Consider the following 18,137-nt stretch of genomic DNA (forward strand, 5'->3'; position numbering starts at 1 on the left):
ATCTTCGTTTTTGTTCTATGAATAAGATAGAGGTACATCATGACCACGATTAATATTTCAGACATTAAAGAACATTCTAGTGTAATTGCCGTATGTGGAACGAAGATCGGAGATGTTGACCACATAGAAGGTCAAGAGATCAAACTGACCAAACATGGCGATGGGAAACATCATATTATCCCAAGTGCATGGGTAAGAGAAATTCGAGAGGATCAGGTCATGTTAAGCAAAGATACCCAAGAAATTAAAGATAATTGGATTGAGGCCTAGCCCCCAAAAACTGCAAAGCTACCAGCCTTTGGGCTGGTATTGCATATGATATACACACGAAGTAGATGCAAAGAGCGTAATCTACATCCATCTAGCTAAGCTTGATCAATATTGATCTATCGTAAAAGTATAAAAATCGCTCAACCACAACATTCTTAATCTTTAAAAGGGTTTGAAACTTTATCTTTAATACTTAACCAAACCAAAAAAGCCATAATAAATAAAAGTAATCCAATCACGATAAAGAATGTTTCACCCACAACGAAACCGGTAATGAGCGCCCCTAACCCGATGAATGATAATAAAGTGATCAATGCGATGCCAAAGACATGCATGTTTTTCTCCAATGGTTAAAATAAGAAAGATCTCATTATTGCGTTTAGGCATGTCAATTTAATGTTGTTTTCATTAAACTTTAATAGTGCTTTTAATTAATTATGCGCTATTGTGTGCTACTCATATTATCTTAATGAAAACTAATGTAATTTTTATAGAAAAATTACATATATATTAATCTGAAGTTTCTCTATACTTATAAAAATACCAGTAAGCAAATTCATCAATTTTCACCCGAATTAATTTCAATCATGAGAATTGAGCTTCTATAGGCGTCACAACAAAACTTTAAAAATCTGTTCTTGTCTTGGGGGCAATGAGTGATCAAGAAATCTGTTTTTCATAGTTTAGATTTACAAAAACTTATTTTGATTTTAATTATTGGCTGTGTCTCAAGCTTGTTTCTAATTTCAATTTTTGTTCTGAATTATGTCATCAAAGAGCAGTTAACCGAAAACTCTTTAGCTGCCAATCAACGCTATGCCTCAAAAATTGCATTTAGTACCGACAAATATTTTGAAAGTATGTTGAATGAGCTCCGCTATAGTGCTCAAATTGTTGGTCAAGATTTTTCCAATCAACAGGTTTTAAAAGCTGAAGTTACGCGTCTCAAAGGTCAATCACAAAAATTTAACTCAATCACGATTATCGATAAAAATGCTTTTATTTTGGAATACTCACCCGAGACTTTACATGTTAATCAAAAAAAACAATATAAAACTCCAGGTATTACCGAAGCATTAAAGCTCAAGAAAACCTATATTTCCTCTCCATACAAAGGCTTGTCAAACAATTTAATTGTGCTGATTGCTCAGCCTATTTTTAATCATCAAAATGAGTTCCTCGGTATCGTGACAGGCTCGATTTATTTGAATAATGAAAACTTGGTGAGTGAGCTGTTAGCTACCACTTATTCTTATAAGAAAAGCTATACTTATGTTGTTGATAATAAAAATAAGATCATCTTCCATCCAGATAAAACCCGCATTGGAGATTCATTAAAAAATAACACAGGGATGCAATATATTACCTCCCACTCCACAGGCAATATTGCACTGGTCAATAGTAAAGGGATCGAAAACCTTGCGGGGTTTGCGGCAATTCCAAGTGTGAATTGGGTTGTCGTGTCACAACAACCGACGTTAGAGTTATTAAGCCAAGCCAACTCGATCATCGTTAAAGTAACACTGGCTATGCTCGGTTTCTATTTACTCTTGTTCATTTTTGTGTGGAAACTTTCTTACTGGATTTCGTCACCACTCAATAAGCTTGCACAAATGGCCAGCATGTTGACGCGCCCAAATATTGATCAAGACATTAAAAACATCGATCCTTGGTATTTTGAGGCTTTACGCTTTCGCACCGCTCTCTTGCTTAGCTCCAAACATTTTAAAGATGAAATTGCAGAGCTTAAACAACACGTGAATACCGATCCGCTGACGGGACTTTATAACCGCCGCGGTATGAAACTGTTTTTAAATGAATTAGAAGCAACCAATACACCTTTTTCGGTACTGACATTGGACATCGATCACTTTAAAGCAGTGAATGATAACTATGGGCATGATCAAGGTGATCATGTGTTGAAAAAGTTGGCTTCTCATATGAAAAGCAACTTTCGTCAACATGATGTGTGCTGCCGTGCCGGTGGAGAAGAATTTATTGTCTTTGTGGTGCACGAAGATCCGAAAATTGCCTATATAGCAGCTGAACGACTTCGTAAAACAGTAGCACAAAGCTACATTGATCCAATTGGAACGATCACGGTTTCAATTGGTATCGCCTCTTGGCCTCAAGACTCAGAGAATATTCAAGATGTGATTAAACTGGCAGATCAAAAACTCTATCAAGCCAAGAATGATGGTCGAAATTGTATCCGTTCGACATCATCGGACTGACATAGATTTCGTTCAATATAAAATTAGGCCAAATCATGCAGTGCTTACAAATCCATCTGTTCAAAAATGAAAAGGCCTAATATAGGCCTTTTTATGCAAGATGATTCAACTCATTTTTTTAAGTTCTATCATCTACTTCACTCTGTTTTTCTAGTTCTGCATCATTTAACAACTGCCCCGTATGTTGTGGCTTAATCAAGGGTGCAGTAGGTCGTGGGTTGCGCTGCGTATATTGTATACCTATGCCCGCTTTGACATCATCAGCTGCAACTTCCATTTCAAAACGTTGCTGATCTAAAGCTCGGATATCCTCACTCACCTGCTGAATTTCATCCTGACTTGCTCCCAATTGCTGCAAAGCCATTTGACCTAAAGCCAATGCAGACTCAAAGGTTTCTCGAACCATCAGACTGACATTTTTCTTAGACAAATACAGTGCATGTTCACGGTCATAGGAACGAACAATCAGCTTAGCCAAAGGAAATTCAGCATTCACCAATTCTACAATTTTATTAATCGTTTCTTTGTGGTCGACACAGACTAAAATTGCTTCTGCTGTATCTGCCCCTGAAGCATGTAAAATATCTAAACGACATCCATCGCCATAGTAGACATCAAAACCAAACTTTTCCGCGTTCTGAATCATATTGACGTCATTATCAATAATGGTCACATCCACACTACGCGCCAATAACAACTGACTGGCCACTTGACCAAAGCGACCAAAACCAATCATCAATACTTTACCCGTTAAGCCATCGGCAACCCTGACCTGATCAAGTGAGCTTTCATCCTGTTCAAGGGTAAAGCGTTTAAATAACACGCCGATGATTGGCGTTAGCACCATAGACAATACGACAATCGCGGTTAAATTCGACTTGATGGTATTGTCAATAATTTGAGCTGTCGTCGCGGCACTAAACAATACAAAGGCAAACTCGCCTCCCTGCGCCATCAGTAAGGCACGATCTAAAGCTTCGGGATGATTACTCTTGGTCAAACGCGCGACCACATAAATCATCAGTGCTTTTGTCAACATCAACGCAATTACACCACTGACAATCAGCGGCCAATTTTGTCTGACCACTACCAAGTCTAAAGACATCCCGACGCCCAAGAAGAACAAGCCCAGTAATAAGCTTCGAAAGGGTTCAATATCTGCTTCAATTTGGTGGCGAAAAGTCGATTCGGACAGTAACACTCCCGCTAAAAATGCGCCCAGCGCCATGGATAAACCACTAAGTTGCATCAGCAATGCCGCGCCCAGTACTACCAATAACGCCGCAGCGGTCATCACTTCACGTGCTTTTGCGGCAGCTAGCACTTTAAATAATGGATTGAGTAACCAATGCCCTGCAACAATTAATCCAGCAATGGCCAACAGTCCGATGCCAATCCCTTGTAAATCGATAGATGAGCTTTCTGCTGCTTGATTGGGTGCCATAAAGGCAACCAATGCCAATAAGGGAACGATCAATAAGTCTTCAAACAATAAGATCGCAACGATCTTTTGACCACGTCGTTGATGCAGCTCTCCACGATCATTTAACAGTTGCATCACAATCGCAGTCGACGTCAGAACAAAACCCGCTGCTCCAATGAACGCAATTTTCCAGCTAAAGCCAAACACCATCCCCATACCCGTTAAGGCAATGACTGAAATAAGGATCTGCAAACTGCCCAATCCAAAAATCTCTTTCCTCAAACTCCATAAGTGCGAAGGCTGCATCTCCAATCCGATGATAAAGAGATACATCACGATGCCGAGTTCAGCAATATGTAAAATGGCTGTGGGATTGTTAAAAAAGGCAAAACCAAATGGCCCAATAATCAATCCAGCAATTAAGTAGCCTAATATCGAACCTAGACCAATACGTTTAAAAATAGGGACGGCAATGACCGCTGCACTCAACAGTACAACAGGCCCAACCAGTCCTAGTGAATCTACTTCTGCACTCATCTTGTTCCCATCTTGGTTGTTGGCAATCCATACCATTTTCACGCTATTTTAATTTTATTCACTAAGGTCTCGCCTGTACGGAGAGGACGTCTCATCGGTGATCTTTTCGTTCTCGATTTCCTAAGACTTATCATCAACACTCAGCATGCTGCGAATTTAAGCATCGCTTGACCTGTCTATGTTTAAAACTATATACAGCATTGTTGCTATACAGCAAGATTTTATTCGAGGAATACAAAACACATCACTACATATGAACAGAAGATAATCAAGAGCAGATTTTTATAACAGATAGATACTTAAAAATTGTATTTAGTATGATTCCACCATCAAAGATAAATGACACCTTTGATGATAGGACTGACATTCGTAATTTTTACTCCATCAAGATAAAATTAGGCGTCGTATGTTCAAGCATATTTTCTCGCCCCAGCCACACAAACAATGGCTGCCAAAGTGACGACCAACATCATCCAACTCACGCTTTCATGTAGTAATAAAGCGGCAAGTGCAAGTCCCATAAAGGGTTGGAATAATTGCAGTTGACCAACAGAGGCTATACCACCTTGTGCTAACCCTCGATACCAGAACACGAAACCCAGCAACATGCTAAAGACAGAAACATAAGCCAAACCCATCCATGCGGCTGTACTGACATGCTGAAATGAAACAGGCACGCTCCATAATGCAATCGGGAACATCACAGGTAACGAGAGTAGTAAAGCCCAACTAATGACTTGCCAACCGCCCAATGTTCGCGAAAGTTTTGCTCCTTCTGCATAGCCCAAACCACATAGAATAATGGCTGCCAGCATGTATAGGTCGCCTTTCCATGCAGTACTCGTCTCTCCAAGTGCAGCATAGCCTGCTACAAAGAAAGCTCCTAGCACTGAAAACAACCAAAAAAGTGGCTTGGGCCGTTCACCCCCGCGTAGAACTGCAAAAATCGCAGTACTGATAGGTAATAATCCTAAGAAAACGATGGAATGAGCAGAACTTACATGCTGTAGGGCCAAAGCGGTTAAGAGTGGAAATCCGATGACCACGCCCAATGCACTGACTGCAAGTGCAGGTATGTTTGAAGCGGTCGGGCGTGCTTGGCGAAGTAACACCAAAAAAAATAATCCTAATAACGCTGCAATTGTGGCCCGTGCACTGGTTAAAAAGATGGGGCTAAAATCGGCAACGGCGACCCGTGTTGCAGGTAAAGACCCCGCAAAAATAGCGACACCGATTAATCCGTTTACCCAGCCGCTGGTTGCCTGTTTCATGGCGTGATTCTCTTATCGTTAATCGCTCAATTTGAACATAGACCACATGTTTGAATCGAGATACAATCCAATACAATAAATAAAAACTGTAATGTATAAAAATCCCATACAGTTGAGGAAAAATGGAATGCGCAGCCAAACTCGAATTGATGTAGTCATGGATGAAATTAAACTCAAAATTAGCTCACGCACCTATCTCCCCAGTCATCGCCTTCCCTCTGTGCGCCAACAAGCACGTACATTGCAGGTCTCTGTTTCAACTGTTGTCGAAGCCTATGAACGTTTAATGGCCGAAGGCATCATTCTGTCTAAACCCGGATCAGGCTTTTATGTGTCTGGCCCTGTCGCGCCACTGGCTTTAGCCCAAATGGGGTCTAAGCTCGATAGAGAGGTCGATCCTTTATGGGTCTCTAGACAAGCCTTGGATACAGATCACAGCACACTCAAACCGGGTTGCGGCTGGTTACCTCCCGAATGGTTATATGAGACTGGTATTCGGCGTGCCCTGCGTAGCATGGCAAAAGCAAAAAGCTTAGAACTGGTGGAATATGCAACACCAGCAGGACATCCTGAACTGCGACAATTAATTTCTCGTCGTTTAACCCACATTGGTGTTGAAGCTTCGCCTGAACACATCATGCTCACCGAATCTGGCACGCAAGCAATTGATTTGATCTGTCGTTTTTTATTGGAAGCTGGGGATACTGTTATTGTTGATGACCCTTGTTATTTTAATTTTCATGCGCTGCTCAAAGCCCATCGCATCAATATTGTGAGTGTGCCCTATACCCCCCATGGCCCAGATTTGGAGATCTTTCAGTCTGTTTTAGCTGAACACTCACCACGGCTGTATATTACCAACTCAGGCATACACAACCCAACGGGTGCAGTGCTTTCCCCCGTCACGGCGCATCGCTTACTTAAATTGGTCGATCAAACCAATTTAGTCATTGTGGAAGATGATATTTTTGCCGACTTTGAACATACCCCTGCCCCACGACTGGCTGCTTTTGATGGATTCAATCGTGTCATTCAAGTTAGTAGTTTTTCAAAAACGATTTCAGCCTCTTTGCGCTGTGGCTATATCGTGGCCAAAAATGAATGGATTGAAAATCTAATCGATTTAAAGATCGCCACCTCTTTTGGTGGAGGCCGACTTGCCGCCGATATGGTGCTGATTGCTTTAAAAGACAGTGGCTATCGTAAGCATATGGAAACGGTGCGCTTACGCCTTGCCCATGAAATGCAAAAAGTCATCACTCAGCTCGAAGCTTTAAATATTCACCCGTGGCTAGTCCCGCAGGCGGGTATATTCCTCTGGTGTAAACTTCCCGACGGTTTCGATGCTGCGCTCATTGCGCGAGAGTGTTTAAAACACGGCGTGGTTTTAGCACCGGGAAATGCTTTTAGCCAATCCTTAAATGCACAGAATTTCTTACGCTTCAATGTCGCACAATCGGTAGATCCGCGTATTTTCGAAACGCTCAAAAATGTGTTAGCTCAACAGCAAGACTCAACATAATAAAAGCCTCAACCATTAAAATAGAGGCTTTTATTAAAATGGTTGAATGGCTTATGAACAATACTCGTTGCGTTGATGCTCAATTAAAGACAGCGCGGCATTCCATGCTTTCAGCATCACCATTTCAATCAATTCACTTTCAAACTGTTGAGCCGTATGTTGACGTACAGCTTCAGACGGAAGATGAAGCTCTGCTCCTCCCGCCATCGCTTTAATCTGCGCTTGGCACGCACGTTCAAGGAAATAGATCTCGTGGAAAGCACGTTGAATTGAATCCCCTGTCGATAGCAAACCATGATTACGTAAAATCATGACTCGGTTGTGCCCCAAGTCTTTCACGAGACGCTCACGCTCTTCGGTCAATAACGCCACCCCTTCATACTCGTGATAGCTCACTTTGTTATAAAACTTCAAAGCATGTTGAGACAAAGGCAATAAACCCTGTTTTTGTGCAGACACTGCAATGCCATCTGCGGTATGCGTATGAATCACGCAGTGCACATCTTTACGTGCATCATGAATCGCGGAGTGAATCACAAAACCTGCGGTATTGACCAATTTCCCCTGATCATAATCCGCAATAATATTGCCTGCATAATCAATTTTAACCAAATGCGAAGCCGTCATTTTTTCAAAGGGAATGCCGTATTGATTAATCAGAAAATGACCGTCTTCGTCGGGTACGCGTAGACTAATATGCGTATCAATTAAATCGGTCATGCGGAAATGCGCAATTAGACGGTACAACCCCGCAAGCTGACAACGCGCATCCCATTCTTTTTCGGACACGACATCTTTTAGACTTTTCATCGCATGTAAACTGGTCATTTGTTATCCCTATTATCTCTATCCATAAAATTGACATTGAGCTTGAACGAAAAAGCCCAACCCTGCTTAAGTCCTTCTCTCAACGTAAACTGATTCTTCGTAAAATAGCGAAACCTGTCTTGAATGATTCTGCTATTTCCATGTGCTATCAAGCAACTTAACACGCTATGACATCAATGGTGTTTTAATAGAGTCATTCACGAAGATGGTTTTGCCTTTCAGCATCGAGGGTGCAAAATCGACCATGCTACGTAAAGTTCGGGTGAAATGTGCCTGATCGGCAAAACCTGCTTCCAAGGCAATATCAATCAAACTCCGACCTGCGGCCCAGAGTTTGATGGCATAGCGAATACGCAACCAAAGAATGTAGCGCCGCATTGAAATTCCCAATTGCTGACTAAACAAGTGCATCAGCCTCGACTCAGACAGTCCCGTGTGTGCCGCGACTTGAGCTACTGTGGGAATCTGCTGAGGTACAAGTTGTTGAATATAATGACAGGCTTGTAAAACGCGGGCATCCCATGGCAATACCTGCAACGGATTTGGGTTTAACGTTGACAGCAGCGTTAAAACCAATTGTTTGGCATCATCAGGACTGAGTTGCCCAGCGATCAACTTTTGAAACTGTGAATGAAACGTAGCAAGGCAAGCGGCAGGCAAAGAACAAATCTGTTCGCCATTCAGCAATGGATACAAGTGTCCATAGAGTGCATGATCAGGATCAATCATGAGTGCCAGATAAGGCTGATGTTCTGAATCGGTACTGTGCATCACATTGGGTGCCATCACCACAATATCGTGATAACGACGTAGTTGATCGTCTAAAGTGATTGCAAAAGGTGTGCCCAAGCTAATTTGTAAAAGTGCTGGAAAATGGGCATGGGCATTATTCAACTGCTCATGAGTCACATACAAAATGACACCATCCCAAGTGTAAATTTTACTTTGATGCGCTAACCCTAAACTCGCATCCTTGCTTTGCGATAGCATATTCGTTCAAGACCATCTTTGGTTTGCTGTTTAAAACTACGCCTAGTAAACACTAAAGGAGTAGGACATGTTACAGAATACCCAAACCCAAATTAAAAACAATATGCAAGATTTAGTGAATAACGCCAATCATTCTTCTGCATTGGTTGCAAGCCCTATTGTGAAAATTAAAGGAAGTGATGGCCATTATAAAACCTTAAAAGAATTCTATCCCTTCTATCTTTCTCAGCATGAAGACCCTACTTGTCGACGTTTACACTTTGTGGGAACCACCTGTGTGATCGGGATTACTGCGGCTGCGGCGATGACCAAAAATGCAAAACTACTCTGGGCTTTGCCTGTGGTGGGTTATGGATTTGCGTGGGTCGGACATTTCTTTTTTGAGCACAATAAGCCAGCCACATTTAAATACCCTCTCTACAGCTTAGCCTGTGATTTTAAAATGTATAAAGACATTTTATTCAAACGTGTTGATTGGTAAATAAAAATGCGACTGTCTTATATATTTATAGGGCAGTCCGTTTGATCGAAATCTGACGATTAGTGCTAAGGTTATGCACCACAAACTCTCTATAAGAGCGACACTCCTTAATCACATCCAACCAAGCCATCTAATTAGGCTGCATTAACGTCGACTACACGGCATCACCATCTGATCTAATGAAAAGTGATCAACGATCGCCAACAGCTCAATCAAAGCATTCATTTCTCACAGGCTCAATTTATAAAATAAGTCCTTTATTTTGACCGAAAATCCCCCCTTGAATGCTCATATACAACCCTACTCTCCAATTCTTTTCAGTGATTAACTTGAGCTTGGACACCACTGTTTTCAAAGTTGAGTGACCTTCATCAAGTCACCCAAAACTAAAGCATAGTGCCAAGAAGACAAACAATAGCGATTACAAGTCAAAAAAATCTCAAGGACGATTTACATGAAACTCAGCCCATTGGTGATTGGCATATTTGGAATATCCTCTTGCAGCTTGATCCATGCATCCGCTCTGGATCAATCCGGCCAGTCGATTCTGCCCTTTTTAGAAACAGGACATTATGCTGAAGCCAGCATTACCAGCGTAGATCCAGACATTTCGGGGAAAATTCGCAACCGACCCGATTTAGTCAGCGATGCGACGAATCTCAATACTGGTAATATGGGAAATAGCTTTCAATATTACAATGCCGCCTTAAAACTACAGCTAACCGAACATGTCAGTTTTGGCCTTTTGTATGATCAACCGTTCGGTGCTGACATTCACTATCCGATGCAATCCAATAATACATTTTCAGATAATGAGTTCAGCCAACAAGGCACTTCGGTAAACGTAGATACCCACAATATCAGTATGCTTCTCGGTATTAGCCCATTCACAAACTTTCAACTCTATGGCGGTGCAGTTTATCAATCGGTAGAAGGTGATGTCTCACTCCGAGGCAATGCCTATGGCCCTCTTTTTAATGGATATGATGCGAAGTTTAAAGAGGACCATGCAGTGGGTTGGTTAACAGGTTTAAGTTATCAAAAGCCGGAGATTGCCTTAAAAGCAGCCATCACCTATCGTTCTAAAATTGATCATAAACTGCAAGTCACGGAAACGGTCTTTGGTGAACCTTTAGAAGCTACACTTCCACAGAAAACAAAAATTTCTACGCCTCAATCCGTCAATCTCGATATTCAAACAGGGATCGCATCGAATACCCTCGCCTATGCCAATTTGCGCTGGGTCAACTGGAAACAGTTTAAAATTCGCCCGACCCAGTTTGGTGCTTTGACCGAATACATCTCTTCAATCATCAGTGATGGTACTTATGTCGATGGCTTTGATTTAGACAGCTACCAGCACGATCAGTGGACAACAACACTGGGAATTGGACATCAATTCACCCCAAAATGGAGTGCATCAACAGAAATCAGCTGGGACTCTGGCACAGGTGATCCTGCATCTAATTTAAACCCAACAAAAGGCTCTTGGGGACTTGGTTTCGGTGCACAATTTAACCCTACACCCCATTACTTTATTGCAGGTGGAATCAAATATTTTTGGCTCGGTGATGTTGTTGCAGAAGATGGAACTTACCATCTGCCTATATCTGGTATTCAATCCACAGCAGAACAAGCAGATTTTAAGAATAATAGCGCCATCGCTTATGGTTTAAAAATGGGGTATCGATTCTAACTTTATGAGGTCCATAAAATAAAAGCCCCCCGATTGAGTGGCTTTTATTATTCTCGAAAAGTTTGCCATGTTTCAAAAGCATGCTGTTGATACAGTTTTAATTCTGAAAACTGAGGAAGAATCGCTTCACTTTGTGTGGGTCTTAAAAACACAAAATCATCCACTTGAATATCGCAATCTTTAGGAATTTTGACCAACTCTTGATTACTGCTCCGTCCATACAATAGATGCGGACGACAATGATGGGGATAAACATAATCCGCCAGCCAATAACCACCATAAATAAACAGTGCTTTGGATTTATGCGGTAATTTATTCAATAAAGACATTGCAGGTAATTGCGGAAAAGGCAGAACTTTCAGCACCGGAGTCGCAATCCATAACGCCGGTTGTAAAGGCTTCAATGAGTCACTTTCAAAGTCGCTGGGTTTGAGCAGCATCGAACCAAAAGATAGATCATTACAAACGCTCTTTGAGACATGAAAAGTAAAGGTCGGACTACCGCCACCATTAAAACAAAGATCACTGTTCCAAAGGGCTGGAAACTGCGTTTGAATGACCTTTTGATAATTTAAATAAATCTGCTGCGACTCTTGATAGGCCTGATCTGGTTTTTTGATGATCGATGGTATTTTAGTGACATGCGCATCGTAGCCCATCAAGCCTGACAGTTTTAAATATTGTGGATATTGCTGGATAACACTTAACATTTCAGCAAATTGCGTTTCAGACTGCACCCCACCCCGATGTAAGCCCACATCAATTTCAATATTCACGTGCAGACTTATGGCATAGTCTTTGGCTATCTCTAAATATTGCAACAACCGTTCTTTGGTATCAATTAACCATTGGATATTTGCATTTGTCCAAGCTGAATTTTGTGCATAAAAAGCATGAGCTACTTGGGCAGGCATGGGCTTCCCCAACAAAAGATCAGCCGCTGAGAAATTTTCTAATATCAAGTGGATATGTGGCACATGAAAGACCATAAAACGCTGTGTATTCAATTTCTCCGACAGCAGCTGGAGTAAATTTAAGCTGGCCAACGATTTGACCACTAAACGGGGTTTTAACTGTTCCGCCTGAACGAGCTTCGTTTGAATATATTGGAGGTTCTGTTGTAATGCAGCGTCATCTACAATCAGTTGGGGTGTCGCAATCCCTTGTGTTTTTAAGTCTGAATTGAGTGTTTTAAAATAATGATCCAACATTCTTTTTGTCCTGTTCTGAATAAAAGCGGCCAACTTAAACCAGCCTACTAAGCATGTAGCCTATCGGCTAAAAGCCAAAGCCATGAACCTGAATATGGTCAAGTCATGATCTAGCTTGCGCTTAACTAACCATCCTATCAATCACGTACAGCCATACACTTTTGTGATGTACCAGTCACCTCAAATTCCCCCCAATCATCCCAAAAACAACTGCTCTAAATAAGGGTTTAAAAACTTGTACTCAGGGTCCAGCTGCTGACGTAACCTAAGAAAATCATCCCACTTTGGGTATAAATCTCGAAGTTGCATTGCCGTCATACTGTGCATTTTGCCCCAATGGGGTCGTCCCTTATATTTCTGAAAAATAGGCTCCACAATATCAAAAATTAGCCGTGGGTCTTGCTTATGATATTGATGCACCGATATCGAAATGGAGTCTTGCTGATAAAATGGGCTGATCCAAATATCATCTCCTTTGACAAAACGAAATTCGAGCGGGAAAAAGGTCGCAACCTTATATTGTCGCAATGCCGCTAATACCTCTTCTAAGCAATCCAAACCGTCATCAACAGGAATCTGATACTCCATTTCATTAAATTTGGTATTACGTACTGTCGGAAAGATCTTGCTTGACCAATCCACTGCTGTTGTTGGTTTAACAAAAGTGCCTAACAGTTTTTGCACATAAGGATTCAAGGATGGAACGTTTTTAATTAATTCCGAACAGACCGTTAACAACGTATCCTCAGACGGATAGCTTTCTTTACGGGGTTGTAGCTCTTCATCTGTTTCATCTAAGGTTTTTAACATTAGTTTTTCGGCATGGGAAAAAACAAAACATTCAATATGTCGATGCTGTTGCTTCCATCGCTGAATAAACTGCATCATGTCTACTACTGTACAGAGCTGAATATGTTCCTTCAGTTTAAAGCGCGGACGATTTTGCATGGTAATTTTGGTCAAAATACCCAAACTACCTAATGAAACACGTCCAGCCGCAAAGATTTCTGGATTTTCGGTGCGACTACAGTTGAGGATTTCACCTGAAGCAGTTAATAACTCAAAATCTTCCACATAAGCTGAAATACAGTGCAAATCTGCACCCGTACCATGTGTTCCAGTTGAAACGGCCCCCGCAAGGCTCTGCTGGTCGATATCGCCTTGGTTCATTAAAGCTTGATTGATGGGTTCTAGATATTGATCCAAATTGTACAATCGAGTCCCTGCATAAAGACTGCACCGACTGTGCGCTGTATCAGATGAGAACACACCAGAAATTTGGTTCAATGACACCAAAGTCGCATCGGTACATACTAGGGGGGTAAAGGAATGCCCTGCCCCCACAACCCGTATTTTCGGATGACTTTGTACAATATGCTGTAACTCCAATACATTGTCAGGGCGCAAAATGTGTTGTGGATGAGCCTGTTGAAACCCTGACCAGTTCGACCACGTATATCTCTCTTGAGTTTTCATGAACGACTAACTCCACATTCGCCCAGTAAATACTCTTTACTCAGCTGACTCATTTGATTTTCTTGCTTTGTCCAATCCTTTGGCTTCATTTGATTTTCCTTTCATCACTACGTTGAATTGATCTGCGCTTTGGCATATTGAAAGTTAAACAAAATTATGAGATACCAAAAAGGGTTGAATGATCGCTATTCAGGGGGGCAAAACGGACTTATGCCTAAACAGTCAAATTATACCGTTCATACACGGCAATATATCCCACCCACAATATTGGCGGGGCTGCTACATTATGCAGAACAGCAGCATTGGGATTACAGCACGTGGTTCCAGCATTCAGGCGTGAATATCAATCAAATCCAGCAAGCCCATGGCTATGTGAGTTTTACTCAGTTATGTCATGTTATTCAAAATGCCTTGGCTTCGAGCCAGCAACCCAACTTAGGTTTAAAAATTGGCAGTAGTGAAGGCTTGATTTCAATGGGTATTTTAGGTTTTGCCATGCAGTCTTGTAAAACTGTAGCGGATGCCTTAGAGATTGCTCTACGTTACCATCAAGTTTCCGGTAGTGTTTTAAACTTGAACTTTACAATTTCTGAGGAAAGCGTTGAATTAGAGTTCATCGAAAATATTACACCGACAAACCTCAAAATATTTTTCTGTGATGAACTACTGAGTAGCATCATGGCCTGTTTCAATGCCATGCTAGGCGATCATCAAGATATTATTCAGTTAGAGCTGAGTTATTCTCCGACCACGGATCTTGCCGAATATCAAAAAATTGTCTCCTGCCCGATTCGGTTTAATGCAGACAGAAATGTCATTCGATTTAAACGAAGTATGCTAGAGCGCCCACTCAAAACTTATAGCCCTGCTAACTATGCAACTGCCATCCAGATTTGTGAACGTGCACAACAAGAAATTGATCAGCTCAATAATGCACAATATGCATATTTATTAGAACAGCTCATCGATCAGCACCTTCCCATACGCTTTGATATGCAATTCGCATCAGACTATTTACAAATGAGTGAGCGTCATCTTCGACGCTACTTATTGCTAGAAGGTATTAGTTTTCAGCAAATTCGACAAACCGTATTAGAACGAAAAGCGAAACAGATGCTTGAAAATAATCTCTCCATTGGGGACATTAGCCAAGCTTTAGGTTTTAGTGAAGTACGTGAATTTCGTCGGGCATTTAAACGCTGGACAGGCCAAGCGCCGTCTGTTTATAAAAATGGCACCGAATAATCCTAAGCTGATACAGAAGCCTTTTTCTGTTTTTATTCGTTCCCGCTTTAAAAGTTGAAGCTGAAATGTGTTCAATTAAAGCAACCAAACTGCTTCGGTCAGCTGCTTAATTTCATCCATATCATGGCTGACATACAGCATCGGGATATGGGTTTCATGTTGGACGGTTTGAAAAAAAGGAAGGATTTCCTGTTTATGTGCAGCGTCTAACGCAGACAATGGTTCATCTAATAATAATAAATTTGGCGAATACAACAGTGCCCGACCCAATGCAACTCGCTGCTTTTCACCACCTGAAAGCTTCGTCGGCATACGACTGAGTAAATGATTAAGTTTAAGCAGTTCAATAATATAATCAGGATCAAAACGTCGGCTTTCAGGCGGAATGCGCTTATAGCCAAACAATAAATTTTGCATCACCGTCATATGTGGAAACAGTTGTGCATCCTGAAAAACCAAACCCACATGACGTTGCTGCACGTTTAAATTAATCTTATTTTTCGCATCAAACCATGTCTGATGATTGATTTTAATCCAGCCCTTGACTGGAGTATTAAGTCCTGCAATAGCATGCAAAATACTGGTTTTTCCTGAGCCTGACGCTCCAAATAAACCAACGACAGGATGTTCAGATGAAAATGTCTGATCGAGTTTAAATTTGCCTAAATTTAACAGAATATGACAGTCAATCATCGTCTTAATGCCCCCGTTTTTTTTTCTGATAACGATGGAACCACTGGGCAAACCATAAAGCGAAAAATGCCACAGTTAATGACAGAATAATCAGTCGCCAGACCGCTTGTTCTGTGTCGGGTTGCTGCATCAAGCTATACATGGCCAAGGGCAAAGTTCTGGTCTCCCCTGCAATATTACCGACAAAGGTAATAGTTGCGCCAAACTCGCCCAGACTGCGACAAAAACATAAAATTGCCCCCACCAATATGCCACTGCTGGATAAAGGCAAAGTGACATAAAAAAAAGTGCCCAAGGAGGAAGCACCGAGCGTTTTCGCCGCCATTTCTAGCCGTTGATCCACCAGCTCTATGGCCAAACGAATCGATTGAACCAAGAGTGGAAAGCCCATCACTGCTGAGGCCAAAACTGCGCCTTTCCAATTAAATGCAAAATTGAGTCCAAAGGGCTCAAGATATTTACCCAGTATTCCGTTTCCTCCAAAAACCTGTAACAGCAAATATCCTGGCACTACAGGCGGCAGCACCAAAGGTAGGAAAATAAAGGTTTCAAATAATGATTTGCCAAAAAACTCTTTACGTGCCATAACCCAACCCACTACCAACGCAGGGATCAGGCTAAATGCCAAACAGGTTGCAGCCACTTGGCAAGATAACTTGAGTACCTCTATTTCTTCAGCCGATAAAGAAAACATCATCACTTGGCAGCAGATAAAACGGTAAAGCCATATTTTTTAAAGACTGCATGTGCTTGTTTACTCTGTACAAACTGATAAAACGCTAGTGCATCTGGATTATTTTTGACAAGACCTAAGGGATAAACAATCGGGGTATGGGTGCTGATAGGGAAAACGCCAACGACGGTGACATCGTTACTAATAGCAGCATCGGTTGCATAGACAATGCCAAGCTGACATTCACCACGTGCGACAAAGTTGAGCGCAGCTCTGACATCTTCAGTTTCAACCAATCTTGGTTCAAGTTTTGACCACCACCCCAATGCGGTCAGTGCTTGTTTCCCGTATTTTCCGACTGGGACACTTTTGGTGTCACCTGTACAAAGCTTGCCTTGAAAAGCGGTAGAAGGATCAAAACTTTTATCCATTTTTATTTTGACGGGCTTAGCTTTTGGAGAAATCAGAACAAGACGATTGCCCAATAAATTCACACGTTTATTCGGCACAATTAACTTTTTATTTTGCAGATAATTCATCCACTGTTCATCTGCCGAAATAAAAACATCCGCAGGTGCACCCGCTTCAATTTGCTTAGCCAAAGTCGACGACCCGGCATAAGAGGTTTTCACACGTACTCTTTTTTGTTGTTCAAACATTGCATCGACATCTGCTATAGCATTGGTCAAGCTGGCCGCTGCATAAACGGTAATGGCTTGCTCTGCATGTACCTGTGCCGCAAGAGCCAAACCACAACACAACACCGCATATTGCATGCACTTATTCTTAAAATTGAGCAGCACCATGTTCCCCTTAAGCGTTATAAATTGATCGATATGTTTTCAAAAATATATGGATACACAAGCAACGTCAATTCTAGAAACAGATTATTTATCGCTCAAGTTAAAGTGTTTGTATCTTAATCACGTGACTGATACTGCTCTTACAATCGAGTGAGTAGATAAGAGGTTTTATCAAATAGAGGAAGCTTATTCGTGTATGCAATGACTGACTACGAGAAGCATCTAGTTGAACTAAATAGATTATGGTTTCAGGTGTTGAGCTATTTCTTCAAAATCCTGCTCAATCGCAACGCGTGCTTTTATTTCCATCTGTCTAAATTGACTTAAAATACTTTCGCCCAAGTCTGTGAGTTTTGCCCCACCCCCATGCGTTCCACCTTTTTGAGTTTCGACCAATCCTGACTGAAAGCTATGATTCATGGTTTCAACCAACTGCCATGCACGGCGGTAACTCATATTCATACTTTTTGCAGCTTGAGAAATTGAGCCAGTACGTCGAATTTCTTCCAATAACTCGGCCTTACCCGGCCCAAATGCAATGTCTTGATTGAGAAGTATTCTGAGCTGTAATTTTAATTTGACGTCCTGCATACATTCACTCAAATAAAGACCTGTCATCGACACAGATGACCTAAAGAAAAACCTTGAACCGTACCAGGTTTGTCGGAGAGTCAATATTCTGAGAGACTATGCCGATGACAAAATTAAAATATACCCCTGAAATCAGAGAAAGAGCGGTTCAATTACTAATTGAATCTGAAAAAGATTATCCTTCTACTTGGGC

General features: G+C 41.5%; 17 protein-coding genes. 6 read left to right on the forward strand and 11 right to left on the reverse strand.

Features of this window, described 5'->3' with window-relative positions; translation table 11 throughout:
- Nucleotides 1-39 precede the first annotated feature (39 nt).
- Complete coding sequence (locus MF4642_RS13895) at nucleotides 40-270, forward strand: DUF2171 domain-containing protein (RefSeq protein ID WP_078426588.1); 231 nt, start codon at nucleotides 40-42, stop codon at nucleotides 268-270.
- Nucleotides 271-425: 155 nt separating this feature from the next.
- Here MF4642_RS13895 and MF4642_RS13900 read toward each other — a convergent pair whose 3' ends face one another.
- Nucleotides 426-605, reverse strand: a complete 180-nt coding sequence (locus MF4642_RS13900; protein ID WP_078426589.1) for a hypothetical protein — start codon at nucleotides 603-605, stop codon at nucleotides 426-428.
- A 321-nt stretch (nucleotides 606-926) separates the two neighbouring features.
- Here MF4642_RS13900 and MF4642_RS13905 point away from each other — a divergent pair, with 321 nt between their 5' ends.
- Complete coding sequence (locus MF4642_RS13905; protein WP_078426590.1) at nucleotides 927-2,504, forward strand: sensor domain-containing diguanylate cyclase; 1,578 nt, start codon at nucleotides 927-929, stop codon at nucleotides 2,502-2,504.
- A 118-nt stretch (nucleotides 2,505-2,622) separates the two neighbouring features.
- Here MF4642_RS13905 and MF4642_RS13910 read toward each other — a convergent pair whose 3' ends face one another.
- Both MF4642_RS13910 and MF4642_RS13915 read right to left on the reverse strand, forming a co-directional pair.
- Entirely contained in the window at nucleotides 2,623-4,464 is a 1,842-nt protein-coding gene (locus MF4642_RS13910) for a monovalent cation:proton antiporter-2 (CPA2) family protein (RefSeq protein WP_078426599.1), read from the reverse strand.
- A gap of 410 nt (nucleotides 4,465-4,874) precedes the next feature.
- Nucleotides 4,875-5,735, reverse strand: coding sequence for a DMT family transporter (locus tag MF4642_RS13915; protein ID WP_004696025.1), 861 nt, complete (start codon nucleotides 5,733-5,735; stop codon nucleotides 4,875-4,877).
- Between the two features lie 127 nt (nucleotides 5,736-5,862).
- On the opposite strand from MF4642_RS13915, the gene MF4642_RS13920 reads away from it, so the two are divergent.
- Nucleotides 5,863-7,257, forward strand: a complete 1,395-nt coding sequence (locus MF4642_RS13920) for a PLP-dependent aminotransferase family protein (RefSeq protein WP_078426591.1) — start codon at nucleotides 5,863-5,865, stop codon at nucleotides 7,255-7,257.
- A 51-nt stretch (nucleotides 7,258-7,308) separates the two neighbouring features.
- Here MF4642_RS13920 and MF4642_RS13925 read toward each other — a convergent pair whose 3' ends face one another.
- Together MF4642_RS13925 and MF4642_RS13930 are read right to left on the reverse strand one after the other, a co-directional pair.
- Nucleotides 7,309-8,085: a class II aldolase/adducin family protein gene (locus MF4642_RS13925; protein WP_078426592.1), complete on the reverse strand. Its 777-nt coding sequence runs from the start codon at nucleotides 8,083-8,085 to the stop codon at nucleotides 7,309-7,311.
- Between the two features lie 165 nt (nucleotides 8,086-8,250).
- A complete protein-coding gene (locus MF4642_RS13930) occupies nucleotides 8,251-9,075 on the reverse strand; it encodes a helix-turn-helix transcriptional regulator (protein WP_078426593.1) in 825 nt (274 codons plus the stop codon).
- A 67-nt stretch (nucleotides 9,076-9,142) separates the two neighbouring features.
- On the opposite strand from MF4642_RS13930, the gene MF4642_RS13935 reads away from it, so the two are divergent.
- A complete protein-coding gene (locus tag MF4642_RS13935; protein ID WP_078426594.1) occupies nucleotides 9,143-9,556 on the forward strand; it encodes a DUF962 domain-containing protein in 414 nt (137 codons plus the stop codon).
- A gap of 454 nt (nucleotides 9,557-10,010) precedes the next feature.
- Complete coding sequence (locus tag MF4642_RS13940; RefSeq protein WP_078426595.1) at nucleotides 10,011-11,252, forward strand: OmpP1/FadL family transporter; 1,242 nt, start codon at nucleotides 10,011-10,013, stop codon at nucleotides 11,250-11,252.
- A 47-nt stretch (nucleotides 11,253-11,299) separates the two neighbouring features.
- Here MF4642_RS13940 and MF4642_RS13945 read toward each other — a convergent pair whose 3' ends face one another.
- Complete coding sequence (locus MF4642_RS13945; RefSeq protein ID WP_078426596.1) at nucleotides 11,300-12,463, reverse strand: alanine racemase; 1,164 nt, start codon at nucleotides 12,461-12,463, stop codon at nucleotides 11,300-11,302.
- 195 nt (nucleotides 12,464-12,658) lie between these two features.
- On the reverse strand, nucleotides 12,659-13,939 hold the full coding sequence (locus MF4642_RS13950; protein ID WP_078426597.1) for a D-arabinono-1,4-lactone oxidase: 1,281 nt from the start codon (nucleotides 13,937-13,939) through the stop codon (nucleotides 12,659-12,661).
- Nucleotides 13,940-14,095: 156 nt separating this feature from the next.
- Here MF4642_RS13950 and MF4642_RS13955 point away from each other — a divergent pair, with 156 nt between their 5' ends.
- The gene (locus MF4642_RS13955) at nucleotides 14,096-15,184 is read left to right on the forward strand and encodes an AraC family transcriptional regulator (protein ID WP_078426598.1); all 1,089 of its coding nucleotides are present in this window, start codon (nucleotides 14,096-14,098) and stop codon (nucleotides 15,182-15,184) included.
- A 75-nt stretch (nucleotides 15,185-15,259) separates the two neighbouring features.
- On the opposite strand, the gene MF4642_RS13960 is transcribed toward MF4642_RS13955, so the two are convergent.
- From MF4642_RS13960 to MF4642_RS13975, 4 genes are all read right to left on the reverse strand, one after another.
- Nucleotides 15,260-15,877 carry an ATP-binding cassette domain-containing protein gene (locus MF4642_RS13960; protein ID WP_005400526.1) on the reverse strand — a complete coding sequence of 206 codons (618 nt, stop codon included), beginning with the start codon at nucleotides 15,875-15,877 and terminating at the stop codon, nucleotides 15,260-15,262.
- Nucleotides 15,878-15,881: 4 nt separating this feature from the next.
- On the reverse strand, nucleotides 15,882-16,574 hold the full coding sequence (gene modB / locus MF4642_RS13965) for a molybdate ABC transporter permease subunit (protein WP_005400525.1): 693 nt from the start codon (nucleotides 16,572-16,574) through the stop codon (nucleotides 15,882-15,884).
- Nucleotides 16,574-17,326, reverse strand: coding sequence for a molybdate ABC transporter substrate-binding protein (modA, locus tag MF4642_RS13970; RefSeq protein WP_039890151.1), 753 nt, complete (start codon nucleotides 17,324-17,326; stop codon nucleotides 16,574-16,576). Before modA ends, modB begins: the two co-directional genes overlap by 1 nt.
- A 267-nt stretch (nucleotides 17,327-17,593) precedes the next feature.
- Nucleotides 17,594-17,944, reverse strand: a complete 351-nt coding sequence (locus MF4642_RS13975; protein WP_005400523.1) for a winged helix-turn-helix domain-containing protein — start codon at nucleotides 17,942-17,944, stop codon at nucleotides 17,594-17,596.
- Nucleotides 17,945-18,137: the final 193 nt, after the last annotated feature.

Source organism: Acinetobacter sp. MF4642, assembly GCF_002018925.1.
Taxonomy (GTDB): Bacteria; Pseudomonadota; Gammaproteobacteria; order Pseudomonadales; family Moraxellaceae; genus Acinetobacter; species Acinetobacter johnsonii.